This is a genomic window from Corynebacterium sp. p3-SID1761 (assembly GCF_055862885.1).
This window is the reverse complement of the sequence record NZ_JBSQBJ010000008.1, coordinates 12,366-27,265: the sequence shown is the minus strand read 5'-3', so window position 1 is coordinate 27,265 and position 14,900 is coordinate 12,366. Positions and strand designations below refer to the sequence as shown.

Sequence of the window (14,900 nt, the reverse complement as noted above, 5' to 3'; positions counted from 1 at the left end):
TAGTACTAAATAGAAGTACTTAAGTAAGCATGTAATCGTGCAAAAGGTGAGCGCAATGTCTAGATTCCCCCATGCCTGCATGGCGTTTGGTGTTTCTGTCGCGCTCTGCGGACTCTCCGCCCTCCCGGTCGCCCCGGCAGTTGCGAACCCTATTTCTGACGCCACCTCGGCTCCCGCCACCCACACCTCAGCCCAAGGCGTCGAATCTGCAGCCCAAGGAGCGGACTCCGCGAACCGGTCACAACCCACCACCGCCCCAGATCCGATGAACCCCGAGGCTCGCGACGATACCTACTGGGCCAATCCGCTGGCCCGTGCGACAGACCCGCAACAGGACGTGAACCTGGAGATCACAGGTATCGACACCGCTCCAGCCGATCAAACCAACCCAAGTGCGTCGAGCAATCCCAGCAGCTCCGCCAACCAGATCTACACCCTGCGCATCCGCAATGACCGCTCGCACGCCCTGAGCAACCTCTCGCTCACGCTGTACTATCGCACGGCTGCTACCGCCGCCGAAGTCCGCGTCGCACAGCTCGCTAACCAGGGCGAATACTCCCTCAGCAGCCAGCCTTTACAACTCGAAGGCACCCTCAGCCCCGGCGAGACTCGCGAAATCAAGATCTCGTTGCCTGTCGGAAAAGCTGCAGGAGAGGCTGGATCCGCTGATTCTGATGACGCCTCCTCGGCTCAACCGCTCAGCATTCCCGCAGACGCTTTTCGTGAACCCGGCGCTTATCCCCTGTTGTTTAGCCTAAGTGGTCAGGATACGAACCCGGAAGCTGCCAACGAAGGGGGTGTGCAATACCTGGCGGTGGCGCGCACCACTCTTAGCGTGGGGGCGTCAAAAAGAACGGAGGAACAGCCCAGCTCTCCGGTGACCGTCGTGTATCCGCTGGCCGGGCCTACGTATATGGCGGCCGGACAGACGGGTGACGCGCCCAAGCGCCGGCCCGCGTTTGTCACAAAGGACGTGCTGGCCAAGGAGGTCGCCGAGGGCGGCAGACTGCGTGGCCTGCTGGATGCCTACCGTGAAGCGAAGTCGAAGAAGCTCAAGCAAGCGACGTGTATTGCGATCGATCCGGAGCTGCTGGATACCGTGAACCGGCTGGCAGAGGGTTACTTTGTGGGCGAGCGCACACCCGACCCGGTGGAGGAACAGAAACGTCTGCGCGACTCCTGGGACGAGATTTTAGGCGGCAAAGACATCAACGCCCAGCACATGCCCGGCAATGCAGATGCGAAGAAATGGATTGCTGACCTGCGGGAAGTCGTGCAGGGAAACTGCTCGGTGGCATTGCCCTATGCGGGGGCTGACATTAACGCTTTGGAGCAGGTCGATTCTGACTGGCTCCGAGTGCGTGGGCTCGGCATGGGTGCCGGGGTAATCCAACGAATCCTGGGTGTGGTGCCGACGCAGAACGTGGTGATTCCCGATGCTGGCTACGTGTCCCCGGAGGCGCAGAAGATTCTGGCGGCGGGCATCAGCAAGACGCCGGAAGGCGCGCAGCCTGTGGAGTCCGACGAATCGCGACGCTTTGAGCAGACCGTGCAAGGCGAACCGGCTATTCCATCTGCTGGGCATGTCACTGCGCTGGTGGCGGAGAATACCGTCAACGTCGAGTCCCCGGCGTTGCCGCCGGAGGCAACGTCCGCGGCTGACCCGAACCAGCCCGACCAGTCCAGCCAGCCCGACCAGTCCGGCCAGCCCGGCCAGCAGCCCAACGAACACCAGCAGCCGAGCACCGAGGACAATGCATGGAACCACCGCCTTGTAAATCTTCCCGGCGCGACCCTCAAGAGTGGGAGTACCTCTGCTACCGCCACCGCCCTGACGTATTCCGCGGATCTTGGCACGGTACTCAAGGCACTGGGCGAGCACCCGGAAGTTGCGGCTTATTCAAACCCTGAGCTGCGCTTTAACCTCAGCGACGACAGTTCCGCTTCCCGTCTCGCCACGGCTCAGGCTGTGTTGGATCTGGAACTCGACTCCGGGCGTCCCACCTTGGCCGTCCCGCCCGCTGCATGGTCCGTCAATAAGACCCAAGCAGCCGACTTCCTACAGACGATCAGCCAGCATCTGGAGAACAGCTCTGCTCGTCCCGCGCCGCTGCCGGAGGCCGTACAACCCCGGGGTATCGACATTGCCCGGGTGGCTTCTGGCACCACGACGGTGCCATACACCGACCCTGGCGAGTACTCTTCGCCATATCTCGACACCCTGACGGATGCGACCCGCAAGCTGCGGGAGCTAACGCTCTTTATGCAGAACGATTCCGCGATTGCGCTGACCCGCGAGGGCTTCACCAGCCCATTGTTTGCCGATTTGCTGCGTGGCGTAACCACTTATCGCAAGCGTGAACGCCACTATGCCGAAGTGCAGCGTGGGGAACTCAGCACCAAGCTAGGTCGTGTGGAGCAGGTCACCACGCAATTGCGCCGTTCGATCTCTCTGCTGCCACCGGGCAACGTCTTCACCCGCACCTCCGATTCCTCACCGTTGCTTGTCGTTGCGCGCAACGGACTGCCCCTGCCTGTGATGGCCGAGGTTGATTATCGTTCTGACGCCAACACGGATGTCACCGTTCATGTGGATTCCACGGCCTCGCCGATGATCCCGGCGAAGGGCTCCATCACTTGGTCGCTGACCACAGATATCGCGGACACATCCCAGCAGGTCAACCTCTCTTTATGGCTGGCGACGACGAAACAGGACGGAACTGCGGATCTGCAGGAGGGCACCCGCATTTCAGATCCTGTGGAGCTGCGCGTGCAGTCCGTCCCCGGTCTTTCCACGCGTAGCGTAGCGATCATCGGCATTCTCCTACTGGGCATCGGCATGGCGGGCAAGTTCTTGTGGAATCGCCGCAGCGGACGGGGCGGAGGAGATCTCAGCCCTAAGCCGCTGGAACGCGTTGCTCGCCCAGTAGAGGGCGAACAAAACTAGACACGCCCACTTCTCCGTTAGGCAATATACGGCTGGTGCATAAAGATGGAGTAGTGACTTCTGAGCAAGAGAGGGAAGACCTACCAGCTAGCCCCTCGGCTGGGCAACGTGGACGTTTCCGCGCAACCCAGCCGCCGGCGCTAGCGCCGAAGAAAGACCGCGCTAAGACTGATGTGTCGGCGGGCGGAGACGGGGCGTCACAAAGCTCCACAGAGGTAAACCCGACCTCCGCTAGTGGCCACGGCGATGTTGCCATGGTTGGTGACCAAGCATCCGGTGCCCACAATGCGGCAGCCGTTGGCGATAGCAACCCGGCCGCAGGCAGCACGGTGAGTGCAACGACCGAGCGCGAAACCAGCCTTCGCACTGCCACACGCGGCGGCGACCACAGCAGCGACCACAGTAACGACAACAGCGGCAACTACGGTGGCAACGAAAGCGGTGAGCAGGGCAGCGGGCACAGCAACGGGCAGGCCAGCGATCAGAACGATAAGCAAAGTGACGAGCAGATCGTACGCGCTGGCGGCTCTATGGCGATTGCAACGCTGATTAGCCGCATCACGGGCTTCCTGCGCACGGTATTCATTGCCTCGGCGCTGGGCGGCGCGGTGGCCAGTGCGTTCAACACCGCCAACACGCTGCCGAACCTGGTGACCGAGCTGGTTCTCGGTGCCGTGTTGACCTCGCTGGTGGTGCCAGTGCTGGTGCGCGCCGAGAAGGAGGACGCGGATCGCGGCGAGGCCTTCATACGAAGACTTTTGACGCTTACGTTCTCACTGACCGTTGTCATCACCTTGGTCTCCGTGGCGTGTGCACCACTGCTGGTGCGCATGAGTCTGGATTCCGAGGGCCATGTGAATGTCGGCATGTCCACGGCGTTTGCCTACCTGGTGCTGCCGCAGATCATGTTCTACGCGATGTTCGCGGTGTTCATGGCGATCCTCAATACCAAGGGAGTGTTCAAACCCGGCGCGTGGGCGCCTGTGGTGAACAACGTGGTCACACTCGCGGTGCTGGGACTGTATATGTTCCTGCCGCGGGACACGAAACTGCAGCCGACGGACAATGTGACCATCACGGATCCACACGTACTGCTGCTGGGCCTGGGCACCACTGCGGGTGTGGTCATGCAGGCACTGATCATGGTGCCTTTCCTGCGCAAGGCCGGAATTAACCTCCGCCCTCTGTGGGGTATCGACGAGCGCCTGAAGTCCTTCGGCGGCATGGCCATCGCCATCGTCGTGTACGTGGCTATCTCCCAGGTCGGCTGGCTGCTCAACAACCGCATCGCCTCCGATACATGGGAGGTCGCGCCGACAATCTACATGCAGGCCTGGCAGCTACTGCAGATGCCCTACGGCGTGATCGGCGTAACGCTACTTACGGCTGTGATGCCGCGCCTGTCCCGCAATGCGGCGGAGGGCGACGACAAGGCTGTGGTGCGCGACCTGACTGTCGCCTCGAAGCTAACGATGCTGGCAATGGTGCCGATCATCGTGTTCTTCACTTGCTTCGGTACGCTGATTTCCGCGGCACTTTTTGCGTATAAGGAGTTCTCGCTGGATGACGCGAACGTGTTGGGCTGGACCATCAGCTTCTCCGCGTTCACCTTGATTCCCTATGCACTGGTTTTGCTGCACCTGCGCGTGTTCTATGCCCGCGAGGAAGTCTGGACGCCGACCTTCATCATCGCCGGAATTACCGTGACGAAGCTGGCCTTCGCCTACATTGCCCCACAGATCGCCACCGAACCCCGCTTGGTCGTGGTGCTGCTGGGTGCGGCCAACGGCCTGGGCTTCATGGCCGGTGCCATTATTGGCGATCGCCTGCTGCGGCGTTCACTAGGTGATCTACAGTTCCGCAAGGTGACGATGACGGTGCTGTGGGCGCTGGGATCCTCGCTGGTCGGTGCTCTGATCGCCTGGCGCGTAGATGTGGTGCTGGCGCGCTACGCATTCCAGACACTAGCTAACCCCTGGTTTGTTGTCCGCCTGTTTATCGCTGGTGTGCTGTTCCTCGGTGTTACCGGGTTGATCCTCGTGCGCGCCCCACTGCCAGAGATTCAAACTCTGGTGGGCGCTCTGTCGCGCATTCCGGGGTTGTCCCGGGTTCTTCCTTCTCGACGCCCACTCCCCAGCGACGAACAATCCACCGTCGAGGCTGGCCCCCGTCGTCTCTCGCCTCAGGAACTGGCTGCCCGCGAGGCCATTGCTCTGGACCACATGATGGCGGGCGTGGCGCTCCCACCATTGGCAGCTGGCCGGGTGCGCGGCCCACGCCTGGTGCCGGGTGCGCCGCTGCTGGAAGGCCGCTACCGTCTGCTGGCCGACCACGGAGGCTGGTCCGCCGCCCGCTTCTGGCAGGGGCGCGAACTGGCGACGGGCGACATTGTGGGTCTCACGATCATGGATCCGGTGGCCTTTGCCCGTTCGCAGGTGGAGCCCGGAGTATCCGTGCCTGTAAACGGCCCGGCAGTGGCCCACGCAAAGGACGAAATGCTGCGTCGCTCGGCCAAGCTTAAGCAGTTCGATGCGCCGGGCATGGCGCAGGTCAATCGTGTCATCGACTACGGCAATCTGGTTGTCATCGTTTCCAGTTGGGTACAGGGTTCGCCTCTGACGAAGGTGGCGGAGAGCCAGCCGGAGCCGCTGGCCGCAGCTTTCGCCGTAGCCTCTCTGGCAGATGCTGCCGCACAGGCGGAGGCCAGTGGCACTGCGTTGGGCTTGGATCACCGCGATCGTGTGCGCATCGGCACTGATGGAGCAGCCGTCCTGGCCTTTCCGGGTGTTCTGCCTCACGATGACACGGCACAGGATGCCCACGGCGTGGCCGTCGCACTGCGACTGCTGCTGGAGCATGTCCCGTATGAACAAGTACCGGAGGAGCTCACCCGTATCTACAAGAAGATCCACGAATTCGATGGAGAGAAGGTCGAACCGGAGGATCTGCACAAGGCTGCGAAGAGCCTGCGAGACCTGAAGTCGGGTCAGCTGGCGATCCAGGAAGATCAAACCCCGGATCCAAGTGCTCGTTCTGGTTTCGGCGCCGAGGGCAACCGTCCGGTCGGCATGGCTGCTGCGGCGGCTATCGCTTTCATCTCCGTCGTCATCATCGCTGCTTTGGTCGCAGCAGTGGTCAGTGTGGTCGGCGGCGACCGCAAGGATTCGCCGTTGTCCACCGACTCGCTGCGTCAGGGTGCGCAGGCCGTGCGTGGCGTGGATCCTGCGGATGTCCCTTTGAGCAAGCCGCTCGAGTGGCTCCCCGCCGATGTGGACTGGCCGCTGGATCGACCGGACTTGGCGCGCCTGATTACCGACGGAGATCCGGAGACGTTCTGGCAGTCCAATCCCGCAACTGTGCAGCTCGGAGGCGAGCCTGGCACCACTAAGCCTGGAATCGGACTGCTTATGACGCTGCCAGAGGGCACCGCCCTGTCGCAGGTTCAGCTGCGCGGTCTGACCCGCGGAACCACCATGGAACTGCGATTGGCGACCGCCGACAGCAACGGCAAGTTGGCGTCTCTGGATCAGACTCAGCTGCTCAAGACCGTGAAGGCGGATTCTGCCGACATGACCGTGAACCTCGCCGGTACTGGCAGCGCCAGCGATTCCAACTGGGGCGCGGGTAATACGAGCCGTGGCGCAGATGGTGCAGATGGTAACGACACCGGAGCATCTGCCGCAGCGGGGGAGGGCGATGGCAACGAGAATGAAAACGAAGAGAGCAATCGAGAAAAAGGTAAGTACGATACCGACAAGGTCAGCGCAGCGAAGGGCAATCGCCTGCTGATCTGGATTACGGGTCTGCCGCTTCCGAAGCCCGCGACGATCAGTGAGGTTTCCGCCGCCGGCAACTGGCTCGACCAGGCGACTTCCGACGAGGATTCCAGCGCTACTCAGCCGACCCAGCCCTCAGAGCAGCGCCAGCCGGCACAGCCAAAACCGTCGGCACAGCCAGCCCAGCCGGCACAGTCACGCCAGCCCGCGCAGTCGATTCAACCCGTCGGCTGACCTGCACTGTGGCTAAGCCAAACCCATAGCGCATAGCGGCGCCCACCTCAACTGTGAAGTTCACAATGAGGTCGGCGCCGTTTGCAGTTATCCACAGGTTCAGTTCTTTGCCCCCACACTTCATTCAGCACAGAATAAAGTGTGTGACACGGGGGCGGCACGGCTCCGACGTCATACTAAGGGGGAAGATGATGCAGGGGGCGTCACCAAGAAAAACGGCTCATAAACGGCCAACAGAGCAAACCGACCACGAGCTACTACGCGGACATAACGAGGGGCAACCCGGCGCATTTCGTGAACTGATCGACCGCCACCAGCGCACGCTGTGGTGGGCTCTTCGACGGGTGAATGTGCCCGAAGCCCATCAAATGGACGTTTACCAGGAGGGGTTGTTGCGAGTGCACCGCTTTGCCTCGCGCTTTAGTGGAAAACGTTCAGCGAGCGTGAGCACGTGGATGGCCACGATTATGCGCAACGCAGCACTGTCTTACATGCAGCGCTATAACCGTGAGGCCCAACCGGGGCGGGAGGACTTCAGTGAGCGGACGCGGACGCTGCCGGCGCTAGGGGCGCGGGAAGAAGCAACGGTCGCACGGCTGGATGTGCACCGCAGCCTGCGACAGCTATCCCCCGAGATGCGCGACGTGGTGGTACTGACGGAGATCCGGGGACTCAGTGAGGCTCACGCAGCAGCACAGCTAGGCATTCCAATCGGCACCGTGAAATCACGAAAGAACCGCGCGAAGCGGATGATGTGTGAACATCTCGGTGGGGCAGAGGAATACGGAATGGCCGCAGCCGGTTAGACTGGGGTGAACGACATCTTCGACCTCAAAGGATAATCATGAACCAGCCATTCCTGCAGGCCAGCGGTATTCTCAACAGCGATTCAACGGAGGCCGCGAGCGCGGACGCCGGCACCCAGAGTGCGGGCCAGGTTCATGACGTCATCATTATCGGGTCAGGACCCGCAGGCTACACCGCGGCAGTGTACGCAGCGCGTGCCGAGCTGAACCCGGTTGTGTTTGAAGGCGTGGAGTACGGCGGTTTGCTGATGCAGACCACCGAGGTGGAGAACTTCCCCGGCTTCCAGAAGGGCATTATGGGCCCGGATCTTATGGAGGAAATGCGCGCACAGGCCGAGCGCTTCGGTGCTGATCTGCGCCAGGAGGAGGTCGAGAAGGTCGACCTTTCCGGCGAGATCAAGAAGGTGTGGGTCTATGGGGAGGAGTACCAGGCTCGCGCGGTGATTCTGGCTACCGGTGCCGCCCCGCGCTATCTGAACGTTCCCGGCGAGCAGGAGCTGCTGGGGCGCGGTGTATCCGCCTGCGCAACCTGCGATGGTTTCTTCTTCAAGGACAAGCAGATCGCTGTGATCGGTGGTGGCGATTCCGCGATGGAGGAAGCCGACTTCCTTACAAAGTTCGGCGAAAGCGTGACTATCATCCACCGTCGCGATGAATTCCGCGCCTCCAAGATCATGGAGGAGCGCGCCCGTAACAATCCGAAGATCAAGTTCCTGACCAACGCCAAGGTCGTAGAGGTTAAGGGCGACAAGAGCGTAGAAACACTCGTTGTGGAGGATACGCAAACCGGAGAGCGTACGGACGTGCCAATGGATGCGATGTTCGTTGCAATCGGCCACGACCCGCGCACGACGGTCTTCGAAGGCCAGGTGGAACTACAGGACAATGGCTATGTGAAGGTCGAGGAGCCTTCCACCCGCACCAGCCTGCCCGGTGTGTTCGCCGCTGGTGACCTGGTGGATTCCCATTACCAGCAGGCCATTACCGCGGCTGGCTCCGGCTGCCGCGCCGCCCTGGATGCCGAGGCATATCTCGCAGCCCAGTAACGGAACGGTCACATTCGGTCACCTTTAGGTAAATTCCACCGTCTGCGCATAGGATTTTTACACGTTGAAGGGTAACCTCCAACCTAATGAGAATGTGCCCCAACCAGGAGTTTTGTCACTCTTATGTCCGAGATTGTGAACGTTACCCAAGCCACCTTCAAGTCCGAGGTAGTGGAATCTAGCCAACCCGTTCTGGTCGACTTTTGGGCCGAATGGTGCCGCCCTTGCCTAGCCATGACGCCCATTCTCGACGAACTGGCGGCTGAGTTCGATGGCAAGGCCACAATTGCCAAGGTCAATATTGATGATGAGCGCATGCTGGGCGCTATGTTCCAGGTGATGTCGATTCCGGCTCTCTTAGTGTTCAAGGATGGCAAGAAGGTCGCCGAGTTTAGTGGCGCCCAAGATAGAGACACTCTTCGAGCTGCCATCGAGGAACAACTTTAAACACGCCTGACCTGCCTATAAGGCAGATTGGCGCAATAGACCCTAGAATTGCACCTATGGCTCGACTCTATTCGCAGGGGAATGCGGTAGTGATCTAGATCACAATAAGAGTGGGCGAGAACAAGGCGAGATCAATACCTCGTCGCACATAACTTAGAACAGCGCTAAGGGTGCTCGACCAGCACCAAAGAGCTTTAGAGAATTGGAGTGTTGAGCCCAGTGGATCGTTTGCTTCTCCACGTCGGAGACCGCAGTCCGCGCGTCGCTGAGGTACGCGGTACCTTGGCACGCTTGGGACTGCTGGAAGGGTACGAGGGGGACGCGACCGGTAGCAAAGCACAGCGCTGGACTAGTGAAGAAGAGGTGTTTGACGAGGTTCTGGCTGAAGCGCTTCGAGCGTTTCAGCAGCAGCGTGGAATCATCGCAGACGGTGCCATTACCCCAGGCACCCTGCGTGCCCTTCGAGAAGCCTCCTACACCTTAGGCGCTCGAGTGCTTTCCCTGCAGAGCAATCAATTTGTCGGCGACGATGTTGCGCAGCTGCAAACCCAGCTTCACGACCTCGGCTTTTATACGAGCCGTATCGATGGTCACTTCGGCCCGCGCACGCATTCCGCCGTTGTCAATTATCAGCTGAACTACGGTCTGACTAACGATGGCGTGGTGGGGCCCGACACGCTACGTGCCCTGTCCTATCTAGGACGACGCATTACCGGCGGTTCCCCGCAATCGATCCGGGAAAAGGAACAGATCCGTTCTGCCGGACCCCAACTCACGGGCAAGCGAGTTGTGATTGATCCTGGTCTTGGTGGCGCTGACAAAGGCTATATCGTCGATGGTCCTTATGGGCAGATCTCCGAGGAGGAGATCCTTTGGGACCTTGCGGGCAGGGTAGAAGGGCGCATGATTGCCGCTGGAATGGAGACTATTCTGTCTCGGCCACGATCGGCTAATCCAACGAATCAGGATCGTGCGAACATCGCAAATGCTTTTGGCGCAGATGTCATGATAAGCCTGCGTACCGATATTTACCCTAATGAGAAAGCCAACGGTGCAGCCTCCTTTTACTTTGGTTCGCTGACTGGCTATTCGTCCATGGTGGGTGAAAAGCTCTCCGGTTTTATCCAGCGCGAGATCGTTGCCCGCACCTCATTGCAGAATTGCTACAACCACGGGCAGACGTGGGATATCTTGCGTCTGACGAGTATGCCAACTGTGCAAGTTGTGCCAGGTTATTTGACCAGCCCTCGCGACATGAAGATCCTCAGTGATCCCGCCATGCGTGACACCATCGCTGAAGCGATCGTTGTGGCTGTAAAGCGCCTCTACCTTTTGGATAAAGATGTCCACGAGACGGGCACGTTTAGCTTTGTTGAGCTTCTACAGGAAGAGCTTCCGCAGAAGTAGGTTCCCCATTGGGCCAGGTGCTTGTTTGCCTCCGATTACGGTAGATAGCTTTTCAGGTCCATTTACCCTTGCATGATCCTCTTCTGCGAAGTCGCTAAACAAGGAATTATTTCCATTGATTTCAAAGCGATAGCGGGGGAAACGCCGATGGTGTTTTACCACTTTGAAGCCCTCCGCTTCCAATATGTCTTCGGAGAGCATGGGAGCAATATCTAGAACGTCTTCATCCGCGGCGTCATGTACTTCGGCAGCCGCTTCCCATCCCCGATAGGACTCCGGAACATACTTCAGGGATTCTAGGGCGCTGTATTCGCCCTCTTTGTCACCAGCTTGATCGTACTGGCGGCTTACACCTCCTCGATCCGTCTCCGTCACCGAAGCACTGCCCAATTGCCTCGCAAGATCTTCGTCAAAGTCCTCTACACGAGCAAAAGCCTCGACGGCTTTCACGCCACGCCTGTGGGCCTCCGTAATCACCGTATCGATTAGCTGGTGTTCCAGGTAGAGACCCATGTATGGGAGGGCTACATGAACCGTACTCAGCAAGATTGCATCGGATGAGATTGGCCCAGTTGGAAACTTGGAGATGCCCTGCATATACCGCGCAGGGGCAAAGAACACGGTCGCTGCAGGCACAGAGTGCGTACCCGCGTCTCCAGTGCCCACAAACGCCGTATAGCCGCAGATTCCCCATTCCATCATGACGTTATGCAGCCATAGTTGCTTGTCAAAAAGAGGATCGCAGTTTTCATTCCCCTCCGTGCCGTAGTCAGCTGGGAACGGCCAAAAAGTCGATATAGCAGCACCTGATTCTAGATCCTCGGAACGCTGAGGGGTTATGGCGCGGATACTTACTTCCACATCTTTTCCTTTCAGCGTTCAGACGATCAATGATGCGCAAGCTGCAGGGTCCTTACTTTCCATAAATCCGAAGGATCCAACAACGTGAATCCTATAGCGCTCATCCCACGGCCGGGCGGAAATGAATAGTTTTCTCAAAGCCGAATCCCCGATGTTTCACGTGAAACATCGGGGATTTCTAACCGAATTCGCATTTCCTAGTATCGATCATCCACGCGCCTGTTTAGCGCACGGCCAGGGTGAGCGGGTTCTTCGTCCGCGTAACCCGCCGCGATAACCAGGGCAATTGAGCGATCATCTCGCCCCTCCAGACCAATGGCCTTTTTGACGCCCTCCTCGTTCCATCCAGTGGTAGGGGAGGTAGACAATCCTTGTTCCTGAGCCGCAAGGAGCAAGAACCCGGCCACCAACATTGCATCACGAATACCAATTTCGCGTAGCTTGGACGCAGAGGCGTTGCCATTAAACCCGCGAACCTTTTCCGTTAAATCTGTGCCAAGGATCTCTTCGGCATCCTCCGGAACTACTTCAGACCGTCCTACCACTACGAAGACCACTGGCGCATCTAGGAATTGCTGCTGGCCAGAGGCTTCAAAAATAGCCTCCTTGACACTCTGATCGCGGACAACTACCAGATCTCGCATTTGTGCGTTGAAGGCGCTAGGAGCCTCCAATGCATTCCTCACAACCCGGTCCAGAATCTCATTGCTCAAAGGCTGGTTCTTGAACTTTCGAGTAGCTCGGCGTTGGTCAATTGCTTCAGTCACGCTCAGAGACATGGGTAACCTTTCATTTCTACTATTGGAACTGTAATTAATACGCTGGACCCCTACTAATGTTTCTTGAACTTGAAAAGCTCAATAATCCTGTCGAAATCCTCAGGCCCACCGAACTCAACAACGATCTTTCCCTTTTTCTTCCCCATCTGCACTGAAACCTTGGTTTCAAGCGCATCTGAGGCGGTATCTACCCAGTCAGAAACCTCATCCGGAAGCTGTTGAGGCTTTCGGATGGTCTTTTTGGTGTTTAATTCGCCGCTATCGTCCCGGTTGAGCAAAGTGACCGCTTCTTCAGTGGCTCGAACACTCATACCCTCTGTCACAATGCGATTAGCCAAGTTCTCCTGAGCTTCAGCCCCGAGCTTCAAACCCAAGAGCGCTCTGGCATGACCGGCGCTGAGTACACCTGCACCGACTCGTCGCTGTACAGAAACGGGCAACTGCAGTAGACGAATCATATTCGTAATGAGCGGCCGTGAACGTCCGATTTTTCTTGCCAGCTGCTCTTGAGTTACACCGAACTCCTCCATGAGCTGCTGATACGCAGCCGCTTCTTCCAACGGATTGAGTTGTACGCGATGAATATTCTCCAAGAGAGCGTCGCGGAGCATCTCTTCGTCAGCGGTCTCGCGAACGATTGCAGGAATTACGTCGAAGCCTGCGCGACTAGCGGCACGGTATCGGCGTTCACCCATGATGAGTTCATAGGTCGAGTTCTCATTGGGAGCACGACGCACCACAATCGGTTGCATAAGGCCGAACTCCTTGATGGAGTGCACCAACTCTTGTAGCGCTTCTTCATCAAACACTTCACGGGGCTGCTTCGCGTTCGTGCGAATAGCCTCCAGCGGGATCTCTTGGTACGAAGCACCAAAATCCTCCGTCGATGTTTCACGTGAAACATTGTCTTCTGTGTTCGGCTCGTCGAAGCGACCGGAAATTGATCCTCGATTGTTTTGGTGGGCTGCGTTAGAAACATCCGAAGCGCCACTGTGACGTTTCGCACCTATACCTGAGGTACCCCTCTCAACACCTTCTTGAGCAGATTTTTCCGAGGCAAAATTCTTTACATCATCTGATGTACGATGCTCACCCTTCTTAATGCTGCGGGAGGTAGATGGCGTATCGGTAGTGCTGACTTTTGACTGGGGGAACGAAGCGCTATTTTCACCAGCCGCATTTGTTAAGCCGTTCGCCTCTGACGTAGACCTAGTCGCCGAGCTGTTGCCGAGAACTATGTCTGCGGCACCATCGCCAAGAGACGGTCGAGCTGGCCCAGTCGGGATGAGGGCGGCCAAGCCGCGACCCAACCCACCGCGACGCTGATTGCCAACGGCACTGGGGGAGGGCATTTGTGGCTTTCTATTCCTCGGAGAAGGCATGCGCGGAGTAGCAGTAGCCGCATCTCCGTTTGGATTGTCAGCTGGTTTGCTAGGCTGAGGCATCATCTTCGAGTCATCGGCGTTCGAAGGATTCAAAGGCGCTTTGTCATCTTTTGACTTCACTTGTTTGGAGCTCTTCTTAGACAATTTTGAACCCGTTTTATTGCTTTTCCCCACTATTGAACACCCCCGTCGTGGAGTTCTGGGGCAATCCCAATGGGGGCCGTTTCTGAGGATGGAAGGTAATCGCCACGTACCGCAAATTCCTTAGCCGCGTCATAGTAGGCAAGGGCACCGGGAGCGCCGCCATCGTATTGAAGCACGGTCATGTTATAACTTGGCGCCTCAGACACCTTTACGTTGCGAGGTATGTGGTTATCCAAAACAACCGAGCCAAAGTGTGTGCGCACATCATCACTAACGTTCAGCGATAGCTTCGTACGGCCATCATACATGGTTAGGAGTACACCAGAAATATGAAGATTTGGGTTCAGACTCTCACGAATCATGGCGATATTATCGATAAGCTGGGTCACGCCCTCGAGCGCATAGTATTCACACTGAATCGGAATCAGAACCTCATCTACGGCCGCCATAGCGTTAATAGTCAACAGTCCAAGCGACGGGGGACAGTCAATAAAGACGTAGTCAAAACCTTGTTCTTCCAACCATGAGTCATTCAAAGCCGTGGCAAGTCGGTACTCACGACGTACCTCATTAACAAGGTTAATTTCGGCTCCCGCGAGATCAATCGTTGCAGGCACACAGAAGATATTGTCGTTGTCTCTGTTGCCCTGCATAACCTCATCGATGGTCATCTCATTCAAGAGAACCTCGTAACTTGAGGGAGTCCCAGCATGATGAACAGCATCTAACGCAGTGGAGGCGTTTCCCTGCGGATCAAGATCAATAACAAGCACCCTCATGCCCATCAACGCTAAAGACCACGCCAAATTAACGGTGGAAGTCGTCTTACCTACTCCACCCTTTTGATTGGCGATGGTAATCTTCCTGCACTTTGGCGGCTTCGGAAGCTGGTTCCGATTTGGGTTCTTCATTCGCGCCGCTTGTCGAGCTGCGCGACCAATGGGTGTGTCATCCATGTCGATATTCGACATTTACGTCCAATCCTGAAGTCGAGAACCGATGTTTCACGTGAAACATCGGGGTGTACGTAAAGAATAATGCAGCCTGTCCTACGTCTCAACGAGAGCA

Annotated in this window: 10 protein-coding genes; 6 read left to right on the top strand and 4 right to left on the bottom strand. The window is 58.0% G+C overall.

The features are described from left to right. The first annotated feature begins 55 nt into the window (after positions 1-55). The 6 genes from ACWXWJ_RS05635 to ACWXWJ_RS05610 all read left to right on the top strand — a co-directional run bounded on the left by ACWXWJ_RS05635 (position 56) and on the right by ACWXWJ_RS05610 (position 10,663). Positions 56-2,947: a hypothetical protein gene (locus ACWXWJ_RS05635; RefSeq protein ID WP_473963792.1), complete on the top strand. Its 2,892-nt coding sequence runs from the start codon at positions 56-58 to the stop codon at positions 2,945-2,947. Between the two features lie 254 nt (positions 2,948-3,201). Next, positions 3,202-6,957, top strand: coding sequence for a murein biosynthesis integral membrane protein MurJ (locus ACWXWJ_RS05630; protein WP_473963821.1), 3,756 nt, complete (start codon positions 3,202-3,204; stop codon positions 6,955-6,957). A gap of 143 nt (positions 6,958-7,100) precedes the next feature. Further along, positions 7,101-7,763 carry an RNA polymerase sigma factor gene (locus ACWXWJ_RS05625; protein ID WP_448307899.1) on the top strand — a complete coding sequence of 221 codons (663 nt, stop codon included), beginning with the start codon at positions 7,101-7,103 and terminating at the stop codon, positions 7,761-7,763. Positions 7,764-7,801: 38 nt separating this feature from the next. Continuing rightward, positions 7,802-8,809 carry a thioredoxin-disulfide reductase gene (trxB, locus tag ACWXWJ_RS05620; RefSeq protein ID WP_473963791.1) on the top strand — a complete coding sequence of 336 codons (1,008 nt, stop codon included), beginning with the start codon at positions 7,802-7,804 and terminating at the stop codon, positions 8,807-8,809. A 123-nt stretch (positions 8,810-8,932) separates the two neighbouring features. Continuing rightward, entirely contained in the window at positions 8,933-9,256 is a 324-nt protein-coding gene (gene trxA, locus ACWXWJ_RS05615) for a thioredoxin (RefSeq protein WP_473963790.1), read from the top strand. Positions 9,257-9,475: 219 nt separating this feature from the next. Continuing rightward, positions 9,476-10,663 carry an N-acetylmuramoyl-L-alanine amidase gene (locus ACWXWJ_RS05610; RefSeq protein ID WP_448307902.1) on the top strand — a complete coding sequence of 396 codons (1,188 nt, stop codon included), beginning with the start codon at positions 9,476-9,478 and terminating at the stop codon, positions 10,661-10,663. Here the strand turns inward: ACWXWJ_RS05610 and ACWXWJ_RS05605 are convergent. From ACWXWJ_RS05605 to ACWXWJ_RS05590, 4 genes are all read right to left on the bottom strand, one after another. Continuing rightward, positions 10,637-11,524: a hypothetical protein gene (locus tag ACWXWJ_RS05605; protein WP_473963789.1), complete on the bottom strand. Its 888-nt coding sequence runs from the start codon at positions 11,522-11,524 to the stop codon at positions 10,637-10,639. The two genes, ACWXWJ_RS05610 and ACWXWJ_RS05605, sit on opposite strands and share 27 nt — an antisense overlap. 197 nt (positions 11,525-11,721) lie before the next feature. Further along, positions 11,722-12,303 (bottom strand): nitroreductase family protein, encoded by a 582-nt coding sequence (locus ACWXWJ_RS05600; RefSeq protein ID WP_473963788.1) that lies wholly within the window; start codon positions 12,301-12,303, stop codon positions 11,722-11,724. 53 nt (positions 12,304-12,356) lie between these two features. Continuing rightward, positions 12,357-13,685: a ParB/RepB/Spo0J family partition protein gene (locus tag ACWXWJ_RS05595; protein ID WP_473963820.1), complete on the bottom strand. Its 1,329-nt coding sequence runs from the start codon at positions 13,683-13,685 to the stop codon at positions 12,357-12,359. A gap of 176 nt (positions 13,686-13,861) precedes the next feature. Further along, a complete protein-coding gene (locus ACWXWJ_RS05590; RefSeq protein ID WP_473963787.1) occupies positions 13,862-14,803 on the bottom strand; it encodes a ParA family protein in 942 nt (313 codons plus the stop codon). Positions 14,804-14,900 lie beyond the last annotated feature (97 nt).

What these genes read in the sequence shown, in the direction of transcription:
- ACWXWJ_RS05635 (WP_473963792.1), top strand. Translation starts at nt 56, where the DNA reads ATGTCTAGATTCCCCCATGCCTGCATGGCGTTTGGTGTTTCTGTCGCG.
- ACWXWJ_RS05630 (WP_473963821.1), top strand. Translation starts at nt 3,202, where the DNA reads ATGGTTGGTGACCAAGCATCCGGTGCCCACAATGCGGCAGCCGTTGGC.
- trxB (WP_473963791.1), top strand. Translation starts at nt 7,802, where the DNA reads ATGAACCAGCCATTCCTGCAGGCCAGCGGTATTCTCAACAGCGATTCA.
- trxA (WP_473963790.1), top strand. Translation starts at nt 8,933, where the DNA reads ATGTCCGAGATTGTGAACGTTACCCAAGCCACCTTCAAGTCCGAGGTA.
- ACWXWJ_RS05600 (WP_473963788.1), bottom strand. Translation starts at nt 12,303, where the DNA reads ATGTCTCTGAGCGTGACTGAAGCAATTGACCAACGCCGAGCTACTCGA.
- ACWXWJ_RS05595 (WP_473963820.1), bottom strand. Translation starts at nt 13,685, where the DNA reads ATGCCTTCTCCGAGGAATAGAAAGCCACAAATGCCCTCCCCCAGTGCC.
- ACWXWJ_RS05590 (WP_473963787.1), bottom strand. Translation starts at nt 14,803, where the DNA reads ATGTCGAATATCGACATGGATGACACACCCATTGGTCGCGCAGCTCGA.